Raw genomic sequence first — 10,755 nt, forward strand, 5'->3', positions numbered from 1 at the left:
CGGCCGAGTCCGTCTCGGTGTTCGCCAACGCCCTGAACTGAGGGCCCGGGAGGCGCCGAGGGGCCCGCAGGTTCGCCTGTGGGCCCCTCGGCGCTCGTGGGGTGCGCGGTCAGCCGGCGTCCTGGCCGCCGTCGCGGTGGGAGCCGGTCCTGCCCTTGCGCCAGCCGTGGCCGCGCCGCGCGGCGACCCAGCTCTCGACCGTCTCCCGCTTCCACACCGGGGAGCGGCCGATGCGGTCGTCCGGCTCGGGCAGGTCGCCGCGCGTGACGTACTTGTGCACGCTCGTCCGCTTGATTCCCAGGGCGTCGGCGACGTCCTGGCTGCTCATGTAGCCCTCGATCATGCCCCAGAAGATACGTTGTCCTGTTCACATTGACAAGCTGGATCGAGCCCGCCTAACGTTGTCCATATCAACAGGACAACGTGATTGGAGAGAACCCCATGAGCCTCCGAACCGCCCCCTCCGACCGCTCCACCGCCCAGGACCTGGCCGAGGAGCTCACCTACACGCCGGACTCCGGCGGCCACCCCTGGCACCTGGAGGGCACGGCCGGAGCGATGAACGAGTCCGAGGCCAGCCTCCACCTGCACGCCCTTCGCGGCGCCACGCCCGCCGAGGCCTCGGCGGCCATGGCCATCGCCCGGGTCCGCGACACCGCCCAGGCCGCCGGCCGGATCCGCGTGGACCTCAATGCCGACCGGTTCCAGGTCACCGCCAGCGGTCGCCGGATGAGCGAGACCGAGGCCCGGCGGGTGCTCACCGAGGAGTACCGGATCTCCCCCGACGAGGCCGACAGCAAGCTCCAGGCGGCCCGCCGCTTCTTCTGAGACGAGCAGGGGGCCGCCCCATTGCCTGGCCGGGCCGGGCGGCCCCCCTGACCCTCCCGAGCCTCACAGCAACAGAAGGGATGCCGCCATGATGCACGCCGACCCCACCGCCGTCCTCCTCACCGCCACCGCGCTGTTCGCCGGACACCACATCGGCGACTACTGGGCCCAGAGCGACCACCAGGCCCTCACCAAGGGCGCCTGCACCCACGAGGGCCGCAGGGCCTGCGCGGGGCACGTCGCCTCGCTGACGCTCGCCCAGCTCGTAGTCCTGGCCCTGGTCGCCGTGGCCACCGGCACCGGGCTCGACCCGCTGGCCGCCGCCCTGGGCCTGGGCGTCAACGCCGCGTCCCACTACTGGGCCGACCGCCGCGCCACGCTGCGCGGCCTGGTCCTGGCCACCGAGCCCTGGACTGCCAAGGCCGGCTTCTACGACCACGGCGGGGCGCCGCACATGGACCAGGCCTGGCACATCGCCTGGATCATCCCCGCCGCCCTGGTCGCGGCCTCCCCCGCCCCGCTCGCCGCGGTGATCGCCGCCGCCTCGGCCGCCGTGCTGGCCCTCTGCCACGCCGCCTCCCGGCGCGCCCGCCGCGCCGAGCAGCGCGCCCAGGAGCAGCAGGCCGAAGAGCAGGCCCTGGCCGCCGCCTCCTGACCCGGCCGCTGCCTCTGCCGCCCCGGCACCGCGCCAGGGGCGGCGGGGGGACCGGGCCGGTCCACCGCACACCGAACCCCAGGAAGGGACGCCATGAGCGAGCGCACCGAGACCAGCACCACCACCCACTCCGACGGGTCCACGACGACCACCACGGTCACCTACGACGAGAACGGCCGGGTCACCTCCACCACCAACTCGACCACCGGCCCCGGTTCGGTGGTCGGGATCCAGGCCGGGGTCATCAACGACGGGGTCACGCTGCACGTCCGCCGCCGCTGACCCGCCCGGCGCCTCTGCCCCACCCCCTCGCCGGGGGCGGGGCGGGGGACCGGACGGTCCACCACCAGCCCACGAAGGAGCCCCGATGGTGTACGCGCCCGTCGACCACCCCGGCCCCCCTGTCCCCGAGCGCCTGCGCGACTGGCACACCCCCCACCCCGGCTACGCCCCCGTCGACATCACCCCGCCCGAGCTGCGCCCCGACGCCCTGGCCGACCCCGAGGCCTGGATCGCCGACACCGCCCCGGACCCGACCCGCATCGACTGGCAGGCCCGTCGGGCCGACGCACTCGTGCCCTACCGGGTCGCCGCCGGGTGGCCGCTCAACCCGACCGGCCGCACCGGCAGGTGCGGCCGGAACCTCAGCAAGTGGGGAGAGAACCAGGCCGCCGACCCCATCGTCATCGCCGGGACCGGGCCCGACCGGCGGGTGCTGCTCATCCAGCGCGGCGACATCGGCGTGTGGGCGATCCCGGGCGGGATGGTCGACCCCGGCGAGACCGCCCCGGCCGCCCTGGTCCGCGAGCTGCACGAGGAGACCGGCGTCGACCTGACGCGGATGCGCCCGCAGGTCCTGGACCGGGTCTACGTGGACGACTGGCGCAACACCGACCACGCCTGGATCACCAGCACCGTGGCCCTCTACAAGCTGGACGAGACGGTGCCCGCCACCGCCGCCGACGACGCGGCCGACGCCCGCTGGGTCGCGGCCGACGACCTGGACCAGGTGGCCAAGGAGACCGCGCCGCTGGGCGGGCTGTACGAGGCGCACCGGCCGCTGCTGGCCGCCGCGCTCGCCCAGGACCACGCCCCCGCCTGACCGGCCGCTGCCTCTGCCGCCCCGGCACCACGCCGGGGCGGCGGGGGGACCGGACGGTCCACCACCAGCCAGAGGGAGAGAGCAGATGAAGATCGGCACCGGCCGCGGCGGCAGCACCACGGTGGAGATCGACAAGAGCGGCCGTATCACCGTCGACGGCGAGGAGGTCAGCGCGGCAGAGGCAGAGCGCCGGACCGGGACCCGCATCGAGCACAGCGACGGGGTCACCGTCATCGCCGGAGAGATCACCGGCGGACTTCACTTCTGAAATTCTGAGGAGGCCCCATGCCCGCGACCGCGCTGCCCCTGACCCCCGACCACCTGGACCATCTGCTGTCCGCCCCGCAGGAGGCCACGCTCCTCGCCGACGCCGGCCGGGTCCGCCTCCGGCAGGGCCGCCTGCTCGAAACCCCCCGCCGCGTGCTGGCCACCCGCACCGAGGCCTACGGCCTGATGGGCCCCGAGCGCACCGGCCGCATGGACCGGCCCGCAGCGCTCGCCCAGGCCGCCGACATCCTCAACGCCTACAACCGCCAGCTCGCCCGGCACCGCCCCGGACGGGCGGTGGTCTTCGGAACCGCCCCGGTCCGCCACACCACCTGCGGGTCCTCCATCGGCCTGGTGGTCTGCGATCCGGCCGGGCGGATCCTGGCCACCGACGCCCGGTGGGACGTGCGCGCCCCCGAGGCCCGCCACGCCGACCCCTCCACCGACCTAGGGCGCCTGGTCACGGCGACCGCAGAGCAGAGCGGCCTGGAGATCACCCTCCGGCCCCGCTTCGCCCAGCGGGCCGCGACCGACGCCTGCGACGGCCCGCGCTGGATGCCCGCACCGCCCGGATACATGCACCACCAGCACGACTGGTACCTCTTCCACGCCACCGCCGCCGGCGCCCCCGCTCCGGGGTGGCGCTGGTACACCCCCGGCGAGCTGGCCGCGCTGGGGCACCGCACCTGGCTGCACCGCCGGGGCCAGCGCCGCCACCCCGGCCTGGACGCCGCCTGGATCGGCCACCTCTCCGGCTCCGGCGGCGGGCACGTGGTGACCGCCGCCGCCCGCGAGGACCTGGAAGCCGGGGGCTGCGCCCACCTGGGCACCGCCGCAACCTGATCCGGCCGGTGTCCCTCGCCCCCGGTACCCGCGCCCGGGGGCGGGAGGGACCAGCCGGTCCGCCCACGCTGAGAGGAGCCCCAATGGTCGACTGGAACGCCGTCCGCGCCTACCGCGCCGCGCTGCGCGACCTGCACGCCAACCAGGAGCACGAGATCGCAGCCGGGATCACCCACGAGACCGACACCTACCTGCGGCTCAACGCCCGCGTGAGCGCGCTCGTGCCGCGCGTGCCGTGGATCCTGCGCTGACCCGCCCCCGCCCCAAGGAGAGAGCCATGGACTTCACCCGAGAGCAGGTCGCCCCGCGCGACAAGCACCGCTGGCGCCTCCAGGCCGCCCGCGCCCTGACCACGCTGGAGGAAGAGGCCGCCGCCGCCGACCTGCCCGTCCTGGACTGGTCGGTCACCGGACGCACCCTGGCTGGGCGCCCCGCCCCCACCACCGACGCCCGCCAGGCCGTCGAGGCCTGGTGCGACCACCTGGACGGCGAGCGGGACGCCCCCGCCGCCCTGGCCGAATAGGGCGTATCACGGGTGCGACAGGTGCGACGTCGCACCCGTGCGAGACGTATCACCCCACGTGAGAGCGCCGCGGATCCGCGTGCAAGTCGGCGCAAGTCCATAGCGGCCGCCACCCTCGGCTGCGTAGCGTCCCGGCCATCCCTACTCCCGAGCAGGCAGGAGGCGAGCGCGGTGGCCGCCGGCGTCCCCGACCAGATCCCCCGCCCCGACCCCGAGAGCGGCGCGCCCGCTGTGCCGCCCGACGACCGGTGCGGGCTGCCCCGCCCCGGCCAGGAGGAGCGCCGACCGCTCCCGTGCCTGCTGGCCTACGGCCACGACGGGCCGCACCAGGACGCGCGCGGCCACACCTGGCGTGACACCCAGGCCCACGCCGACATGTTGTACGACCTGCTCTCCGAGAGCCTGAAGGCCCGCCCCAGGACGTGGCGCGAGCTGCGGGGCGCCCTGGAGGCCTCCGACCGGGCCCTGGACGACCTGGACCGGTGGATCAAGGACGGCGGCCCGCTGCCGGGACCGTGGCGCCGCGCCGACCCGCGCTGACCACTTCGCCTACCTGGGGTGATACGTCTCGCACAAGTGCGACGTCGCACGGGTGATACGGGTGCGAGGCGTGCGAGGTCTACGATCCCCGCATGGACATCTACGCCGTGATCAACCAGAAGGGCGGTGTCGGCAAGACCGCCGACACCGCCGGGCTGGGCGGAGCGCTCGCCGAAAAGGGGGAGCGCGTCCTCCTGGTCGACCTCGACCCGCAGGGCCACCTGACCGCCGAGGCCCTGAAGATGCCCGAGTCCCCGGACGAGGCAACGCTGAAGATGGCGATGCTGGGCGAGTGGACCGGCGACGTGCGCGACCTTGTCGCCGAGTACCGCCCCAACATCGGCGTCATCCCCACCAACCTCGACTCGTTCTTGTTGGACCGGGGCCTGTACATGAGCTCCGGCCGCGAGCACCGCCTGGCCCGCCTCCTGGAGCCCCTGGAGGACGACTACGACGTCTGCCTGATCGACTGCCCGCCGTCCCTAGGCGCTTCGACCGACGCCGCCCTCATGGCCGCCCGCCGACGCGAGGGCCACCGCGGCGGGCTCATCATCCCGGTCGAGGCCGAGGACTCCAGCATCCGCGCCCTTCGGCTGCTGCTACGCCAGGTCGGATCCCTGCAGCACGTCATGGGCACCGAGATCGACATCCTCGGCCTGGTCCCGACCCGCTTCGACCTGCGCGACGGCCGCGTCGTCACCTCGACGCTGGACGCCTTCCGGGACCTGGGCACCCCGCCGGTCATCGGTGAGATCCCCAAGCGCAAGGACATCCGGGAGGCGTGGAGGAGCGGCGTACCGGTCACCGAGTACGCCCCCGAGAGCGAGGCGGCGACCTGGTTCCGCGACCTGGCCAAGGCGGTGCGATGAGCGGGAAGAAGAAGGCGCCCGCCCAGCCGAACATGGACGGGCTCACCGAGGACTGGAACCGCGTGACCGCCCTGCGCGCCCAGGAGCACGCCGCCGCCCAGACGCCGGCGGCCGCCCCGGCACCGTCCGCGCCGAGCGCCCCGCAGAAGGAGGAGCCGGAGAAGACCCGCCGGAGCTGGTACGTCGAGCGCGACGCGGCCGAGGCGTTCCAGGCCGCTGTCGACGATGTCCACCACGCCACCCGCCGCCCCAAGCACGAGGTCGCCTCGCTCCTGCTGCGGGCCGCCGCGGAGCGCGCCGACGAGGTGGCCGACAAGATCTCGCACACGTATCACGCGTGAGAGACGTGCGACGTCGCACGGGTGCGAGGCGTATCACTGCTGGTGAGAGAGGTGGGAATGACCGACCCGGCGGAAGAAGGCGCGGCGGCGGCCGCACGGTCCGCGCTGCTGGAGACCCTGCGGCGCCTCCAGTACGAGGCCCCCGGCGCCGACACCGAGCAGGAGCGGGTGCGCGCCCTGGTCTCCGCGGTGCGCGACGCCGCCGACGAGGCGGAGGAGTCCCTCGACCGGGCGGTGCGCCTGCGTGGCGCCTACCACCGGGCCCTTTCCGAGGAGGGCGTGCCCGCCTCCGGCGAGGACGTCTGGGAGGACCTGGTCGCCGACCTCGGCTCGGCCGACCTGGACGAGGAGGCTGACGCGGCGGTGGAGCGGTTCCCGCTGGCGCTGTGGGTCGACCGGTGGGCCGGGCGGATCCGCCGAGCCGAGGCGGGAGGCGACGCCGAGGAGCGGGCCCGGCGAGCGCTGGTGCGCGTCGCGGAGGCCGCGCGCCCGGAGTAGTGACCGCCTCCGGACAGCCACGTGTGACCCGGGTACGGGGGCCGCGCAGGGTGCGAGCATGGCCCGGCACACCCCCTCTGGAGGACCACCATGCAGATCACCCGTCACCCCAATGGCCGGATCGAGATCGAGGGGAACTTCGCCACCACCCCTGAGGACCAGCAGCGGATGCGGTTGTACAGGGAGGTATGCGCCTCTCACAACCAAGGGCGTCCCTACGTCGAAAACCGGGAGCTCTGGGAGGCGATGCGCGACGGCCACGGCGGGCCGGAGCTGTACGACTTCATCGCTAAGGAGCTGGAGGCGCTGGCCCGCCAGGGCGTGCTGCGGCCGGGCGAGGACGGTGTCTTCCACCACACCAGCACCCTGGCCTTCCGCCTGGAGCAGGCGAGCGCGCTCTACCGCGAGATCGTGGAGGACATCCACCTCGATCTCCACGGCGCGGCGGACGACCCTCTCAGGAAGCTGCTGGATCACGCCGACGATGTGATGCGCTGGGTCAAGTCCGCCGGAGACGACCGTGCCCGGGCTGCAGAGGCGCTGGAGGTGCTGAGCCGGGAGCTGGGCAAGCGCATCCGCTGACCCCGGGACTTGAGTCGACCGGGCGGCGCGCTAAGCACGCGCCGCCCTCCGCGCCCTTCTGGGTTTCGATAAGCCAGCGTTTCCGCAACCCGCACGAGTAGGTGCAGGCGAACGGTGAGCACGCGGCGTGCCCCGTGGCGTTGGCGGCATGATCGACCGCATGCGGTCAGGGCGCCTTCGTTCACCCGCCGTTTCCTGGGATCGGTGCAGCGGTACACCTAGCGTGGTCGGCGGGCTGAGAAGGCCAACACACCGATCGTGAGGATCCCCCAAGCTCATGCTCAGGAAGATCACCCTCGCCCGCACCGCCGCGACCATCGCCGGCCTGGCCGTCGCCTGCACGCTCGCATCATCGCCTGCGGCTGCGGCCGGGACCCCTGCTCCGGCCAACGAGGGCAGTAGCAGTACCGCCGCCGCACCCAAGTACTGGGCGTCTGCCCCTACACGAATAGCCACCGGCAACATCCGCTTCCCCGTCGCCTGGTCATTCGCGCCCAAGGTGCGCAAGGTGTGCCTGTCGGCGAACTACTCCGGCAACGGGGTGGTCCCGGGAGGGCCGCTCCACTCGAAGTGCTGGAACGTGGACGACGCCTCAGGCGCGCGCTTCATCGATGTCTCCTGCTCCTTCTATGGCGGGGTCTGGTCCTACGCCAACTACTACGACGGGTCGGGCAAGAAGCTCGCCTATCGGGAGTCCCCCGAAAGCATCTACATCTGCTGACCGGACCTCGTGCCCTTGGGAGGGGCCTGTGCGCTCTGGCACAGGCCCCTCCGTCGCGTGCCGCCCTCACCGGCGGGCTTCTTCGCGATAATATGCATTCCCGCGAGGTAGAACCGGACATCCGCCCCGTTGGAAAGGCCCCTTGCCGATGGCCGACGACGACGCCCTGCTCCCCCTGCCCCTCGACGCGGCCCTGCCCGAGGCGGCGGCCGTGGACGACGACGCGCTGACCGCGGAGGCGGCCGAGGCGGTCCAGAAGGGGTGGTCCGAGGCCACCCACCGCGCCTACGACGAGGACTGGAAGAAGTTCACCGCCTGGTGCGCCGAGCACGGGCGCACCCCGATGCCGGCCACCGGCGCGACCCTGGCCAGCTTCGTCACCCACCTGACCCGCACCACGGACCTGTCCCCGGCCAGCATCGAGCGGGTCCTGGGCTCGATCCAGGGCCGCCACCGGGCCGCCGACCTCGCGACCAACGCCAAGGCCGCCCGCATGGTCATCAAGGGCCACCGCCGCGAATGGGCCCAGGCCGGGGGCCGCAGGAAGCGGGCGCGCGCCATCACCACCGCCGACCTGCGCGCCATGCTGGCCACCCGCCCCGAGAACACCCTCGCGCACCTGCGCGACCGCGCCCTGGTCCTGCTCGGCTACGCCATGCTGGCCCGCCGCTCCGAGCTCGCGGGCCTGGACGTCGCCGACCTGTCCTTCACCGAGGACGGCCTGGAGGTCTTCATCGCCACCTCCAAGACCGACCGCGACAGCCGCGGGGCTCTGGTGCAGGTCACCTACGGCACCCACCGCCTCACCTGCGCGGTGCGCACCGCCCGCGCCTACACCGACGCGCTGGCCGCCGCCGGGATCACCTCCGGGCCGCTGCTGCGCGGCGTCGACCGGCACGGCCGCCCCGCCGGCACCCCCGAGACCCTGATCCGCGGGTCGGGGCGGATGAGCGGGGACGGCATCAACCGGGTGGTCAAGGCGATGGCCGCCGACGCGGGCCTGGAGGGGGTCAGCGCGCACAGCCTGCGCTCGGGCCCGGCCACCGCGGCCGCGCGGCGGGGAGTGGACCGCTCCGAGATCGCCGCCCAGGGCCGCTGGGCCGAGTCCTCCACCGCGATCAACGCCTACATCCGCCCCGCGAAGGGGTGGGAGCACAACATGCTCCGCAAACTCGACCTTTAACGGACGCCAGCCCGCTCCGCTCGTAAGTTGACCACAAGATCTAGTGCCCGCCGTGGAAGGCGGTCCCGCCTGACTCGGGTAACGTGCCAATGACCTTCTCGGGGGCTCAGCCGCGCCTAGGACGGCTGAGACGGCCGCACACGGCGGCCGCGGGGAACCCGTCCGGGAAGGAGTGGAGCATGGCTCGGGAGAGGGGAAGGTGGTCGCCCCCGTGGTGGGTCGGCCCCGTTCTGGCCGGCGTGGTGCGCGCCATCGTCGGCTTCCTGATCGACCGGTTCCACGACGGAGGCCTCAGCTAGGCGGCTGAGCCGCCCGACTGAGGCCTCGGGTTCGGGTCCGCGCGACTGCTGCCAGGCGGGAGCGCGGGCCCGTTCTTGTGTCGTGCGATGTTCGACGGCGTTTCGCTCCGGAATCCGTCATCGAATTCGCTGGGTGAAAGACTATCCGACTGCTATATCGCTATCGCTAGGGCGGCTATGGCGCGATGTAGCTCGGCATCGCAGCAGGTCAGCGCAGTGGAGGGCTCCGGCGGCTCAGCCGCTGACGTGACGGGGCAGGGTCGGCCCGNTCTCGGCGGGGGTGGTGGTGTCCACGTCGAGCTGGAGGCCGCGAAGGAGAACGACGTCCTCTTCCGGCAGCAGCCCGTCGAGGGCGCCCGGCGGGATCGCGGCCGACAGGCTGATCGGGACGCCGTCGTCACGGCCGCGAGCGGTCAGGGTGGCCTGCGCGCAGTACCAGGCCGTGCGGCCCGCGGCCCTGGGGTACTCCGCAAGGGCCGGCACCGCACGCACAAGCTCGGCGGGGAGCAGGCGGCACACCCACGCCGCGACCCGCATGGGGTGGCCGGGCTGTCCCGGTGTCGGCGGCCACGGCACCCAGTCCTCCATGGGCATCAGCGTATGGGCTGGTCACGAGGGGGACGGGTGGCGGCCACGGCGCCGCCGAGCAGGAGGGACGTGCAGCCTCATCGCGGGGGCCGAGGGGGGCGATGGAGGTTCTGCGGCGGCTCAGAGGGGCCGGTAGCCGATCCAGCCGTTGTCCTGCAGTCCCGTACTCATGCCCTGGGCCAGTGGTGCAGGCTCCAGCAGCGCAGCGGCCGCCGCGGGGAGGGCCTCGTCGTAGAAGGAGTCTGTGTTGATGTAGTTGGGCCCGCTGTCGCTGTAGCGCGTGATGAAGAACCAGCGGTCGACGATGCCGAGTTCTCTGGGGGTGTGGCCCGGCCAGGCGCTGACGGAGACCTCGCGGTGAACCGCGCCGTCGGCGCTGACGGCCCAGGTCCGGCCGTCGAACTTCTTGACTGCGTCGTTCCACGCGCGCGCCACGACGCACAGCTCGTCGATCCGTTCATAGCGCTCCGGCCGGCCCTCGTGGGCCTCCTCCCGCACGTAGTAGCGGGGGAGGGCAGGAGCGCCGTGGCGGCGGGCGAAGGCGAAGAACTCCTTCGCCTGGTCGCGCTTCCGGGCCTCCTCCTGTGCTGCGGTCCGTTCGGTCTCGGCCTCTTGCGCGGCGCGCGTGCGCAGTCGGCGTGCGTACTCGGCGGCTTTCTCTTCGAGCTCTGACACGCTCTCCTCCCTCAGCTTCGTCCGCGGGGGCATCTTCCCAGCCGCGGTCGCCCCGGGCCCCGGGACCGGGGCGGCCGACCCCGGCCAGCGCGCGCCCCGCCCGAGGGGGGTGGGTTGCTCATCCCCAACGGGGTCGGCAACCCACCCCCCGATGGCCTCCGGCCGGAGCGGGCGGCGGGGAGGCACTGCGGGGGCTGGCCCCTGTCGGGGGCCGGGCGTCGGCCGCGCGGTGGCGGCCCGC

At 73.5% G+C, this 10,755-nt stretch carries 17 protein-coding genes; 15 read left to right on the forward strand and 2 right to left on the reverse strand.

Annotated elements, in window-relative coordinates:
• Positions 1–109: 109 nt before the first annotated feature.
• Positions 110–343, reverse strand: a complete 234-nt coding sequence (locus tag D450_RS31535; protein WP_017541960.1) for a helix-turn-helix transcriptional regulator — start codon at positions 341–343, stop codon at positions 110–112.
• 98 nt (positions 344–441) lie between these two features.
• On the opposite strand from D450_RS31535, the gene D450_RS0128125 reads away from it, so the two are divergent.
• From D450_RS0128125 to D450_RS0128195, 15 genes are all read left to right on the forward strand, one after another.
• Positions 442–828 (forward strand): hypothetical protein, encoded by a 387-nt coding sequence (locus tag D450_RS0128125; protein WP_017541961.1) that lies wholly within the window; start codon positions 442–444, stop codon positions 826–828.
• An 88-nt stretch (positions 829–916) separates the two neighbouring features.
• Entirely contained in the window at positions 917–1,483 is a 567-nt protein-coding gene (locus D450_RS31540; RefSeq protein WP_017541962.1) for a hypothetical protein, read from the forward strand.
• Between the two features lie 93 nt (positions 1,484–1,576).
• Complete coding sequence (locus D450_RS0128135) at positions 1,577–1,765, forward strand: hypothetical protein (RefSeq protein WP_017541963.1); 189 nt, start codon at positions 1,577–1,579, stop codon at positions 1,763–1,765.
• A gap of 85 nt (positions 1,766–1,850) precedes the next feature.
• Positions 1,851–2,585 (forward strand): NUDIX domain-containing protein, encoded by a 735-nt coding sequence (locus D450_RS0128140; RefSeq protein WP_017541964.1) that lies wholly within the window; start codon positions 1,851–1,853, stop codon positions 2,583–2,585.
• 85 nt (positions 2,586–2,670) lie between these two features.
• Positions 2,671–2,853, forward strand: coding sequence for a hypothetical protein (locus tag D450_RS0128145; protein ID WP_017541965.1), 183 nt, complete (start codon positions 2,671–2,673; stop codon positions 2,851–2,853).
• 17 nt (positions 2,854–2,870) lie between these two features.
• Positions 2,871–3,695 (forward strand): hypothetical protein, encoded by an 825-nt coding sequence (locus tag D450_RS0128150; RefSeq protein ID WP_017541966.1) that lies wholly within the window; start codon positions 2,871–2,873, stop codon positions 3,693–3,695.
• An 83-nt stretch (positions 3,696–3,778) separates the two neighbouring features.
• Complete coding sequence (locus D450_RS33815; RefSeq protein WP_017541967.1) at positions 3,779–3,946, forward strand: hypothetical protein; 168 nt, start codon at positions 3,779–3,781, stop codon at positions 3,944–3,946.
• Between the two features lie 26 nt (positions 3,947–3,972).
• Positions 3,973–4,218 carry a hypothetical protein gene (locus tag D450_RS0128160; protein WP_017541968.1) on the forward strand — a complete coding sequence of 82 codons (246 nt, stop codon included), beginning with the start codon at positions 3,973–3,975 and terminating at the stop codon, positions 4,216–4,218.
• A 171-nt stretch (positions 4,219–4,389) separates the two neighbouring features.
• The gene (locus D450_RS31545; RefSeq protein ID WP_017541969.1) at positions 4,390–4,758 is read left to right on the forward strand and encodes a hypothetical protein; all 369 of its coding nucleotides are present in this window, start codon (positions 4,390–4,392) and stop codon (positions 4,756–4,758) included.
• Between the two features lie 92 nt (positions 4,759–4,850).
• Positions 4,851–5,627 carry a ParA family protein gene (locus D450_RS0128170; protein ID WP_017541970.1) on the forward strand — a complete coding sequence of 259 codons (777 nt, stop codon included), beginning with the start codon at positions 4,851–4,853 and terminating at the stop codon, positions 5,625–5,627.
• Entirely contained in the window at positions 5,624–5,968 is a 345-nt protein-coding gene (locus D450_RS0128175; RefSeq protein WP_017541971.1) for a hypothetical protein, read from the forward strand. The genes D450_RS0128170 and D450_RS0128175 overlap by 4 nt, the downstream gene beginning before the upstream one ends.
• A 57-nt stretch (positions 5,969–6,025) precedes the next feature.
• The gene (locus D450_RS0128180; RefSeq protein ID WP_017541972.1) at positions 6,026–6,466 is read left to right on the forward strand and encodes a hypothetical protein; all 441 of its coding nucleotides are present in this window, start codon (positions 6,026–6,028) and stop codon (positions 6,464–6,466) included.
• Positions 6,467–6,556: 90 nt separating this feature from the next.
• Positions 6,557–7,048: a hypothetical protein gene (locus D450_RS0128185; protein ID WP_017541973.1), complete on the forward strand. Its 492-nt coding sequence runs from the start codon at positions 6,557–6,559 to the stop codon at positions 7,046–7,048.
• 277 nt (positions 7,049–7,325) lie between these two features.
• The gene (locus D450_RS33560; RefSeq protein ID WP_152520934.1) at positions 7,326–7,769 is read left to right on the forward strand and encodes a hypothetical protein; all 444 of its coding nucleotides are present in this window, start codon (positions 7,326–7,328) and stop codon (positions 7,767–7,769) included.
• Between the two features lie 148 nt (positions 7,770–7,917).
• A complete protein-coding gene (locus D450_RS0128195; protein WP_017541975.1) occupies positions 7,918–8,952 on the forward strand; it encodes a tyrosine-type recombinase/integrase in 1,035 nt (344 codons plus the stop codon).
• 1,007 nt (positions 8,953–9,959) lie between these two features.
• On the opposite strand, the gene D450_RS31550 is transcribed toward D450_RS0128195, so the two are convergent.
• Positions 9,960–10,514, reverse strand: coding sequence for a hypothetical protein (locus tag D450_RS31550; RefSeq protein WP_017541978.1), 555 nt, complete (start codon positions 10,512–10,514; stop codon positions 9,960–9,962).
• Between the last annotated feature and the right edge of the window lie 241 nt (positions 10,515–10,755).

The organism is Nocardiopsis halophila DSM 44494 (genome assembly GCF_000341245.1).
Classification (GTDB): domain Bacteria; phylum Actinomycetota; class Actinomycetes; order Streptosporangiales; family Streptosporangiaceae; genus Nocardiopsis_A; species Nocardiopsis_A halophila.

Coding starts and splice junctions, on each gene's coding strand:
- D450_RS31535 (WP_017541960.1), bottom strand. CDS start 343: ATGATCGAGGGCTACATGAGCAGCCAGGACGTCGCCGACGCCCTGGGA.
- D450_RS0128125 (WP_017541961.1), top strand. CDS start 442: ATGAGCCTCCGAACCGCCCCCTCCGACCGCTCCACCGCCCAGGACCTG.
- D450_RS31540 (WP_017541962.1), top strand. CDS start 917: ATGATGCACGCCGACCCCACCGCCGTCCTCCTCACCGCCACCGCGCTG.
- D450_RS0128135 (WP_017541963.1), top strand. CDS start 1,577: ATGAGCGAGCGCACCGAGACCAGCACCACCACCCACTCCGACGGGTCC.
- D450_RS0128140 (WP_017541964.1), top strand. CDS start 1,851: ATGGTGTACGCGCCCGTCGACCACCCCGGCCCCCCTGTCCCCGAGCGC.
- D450_RS0128145 (WP_017541965.1), top strand. CDS start 2,671: ATGAAGATCGGCACCGGCCGCGGCGGCAGCACCACGGTGGAGATCGAC.
- D450_RS0128150 (WP_017541966.1), top strand. CDS start 2,871: ATGCCCGCGACCGCGCTGCCCCTGACCCCCGACCACCTGGACCATCTG.
- D450_RS33815 (WP_017541967.1), top strand. CDS start 3,779: ATGGTCGACTGGAACGCCGTCCGCGCCTACCGCGCCGCGCTGCGCGAC.
- D450_RS0128160 (WP_017541968.1), top strand. CDS start 3,973: ATGGACTTCACCCGAGAGCAGGTCGCCCCGCGCGACAAGCACCGCTGG.
- D450_RS0128170 (WP_017541970.1), top strand. CDS start 4,851: ATGGACATCTACGCCGTGATCAACCAGAAGGGCGGTGTCGGCAAGACC.
- D450_RS0128175 (WP_017541971.1), top strand. CDS start 5,624: ATGAGCGGGAAGAAGAAGGCGCCCGCCCAGCCGAACATGGACGGGCTC.
- D450_RS0128180 (WP_017541972.1), top strand. CDS start 6,026: ATGACCGACCCGGCGGAAGAAGGCGCGGCGGCGGCCGCACGGTCCGCG.
- D450_RS0128185 (WP_017541973.1), top strand. CDS start 6,557: ATGCAGATCACCCGTCACCCCAATGGCCGGATCGAGATCGAGGGGAAC.
- D450_RS33560 (WP_152520934.1), top strand. CDS start 7,326: ATGCTCAGGAAGATCACCCTCGCCCGCACCGCCGCGACCATCGCCGGC.
- D450_RS0128195 (WP_017541975.1), top strand. CDS start 7,918: ATGGCCGACGACGACGCCCTGCTCCCCCTGCCCCTCGACGCGGCCCTG.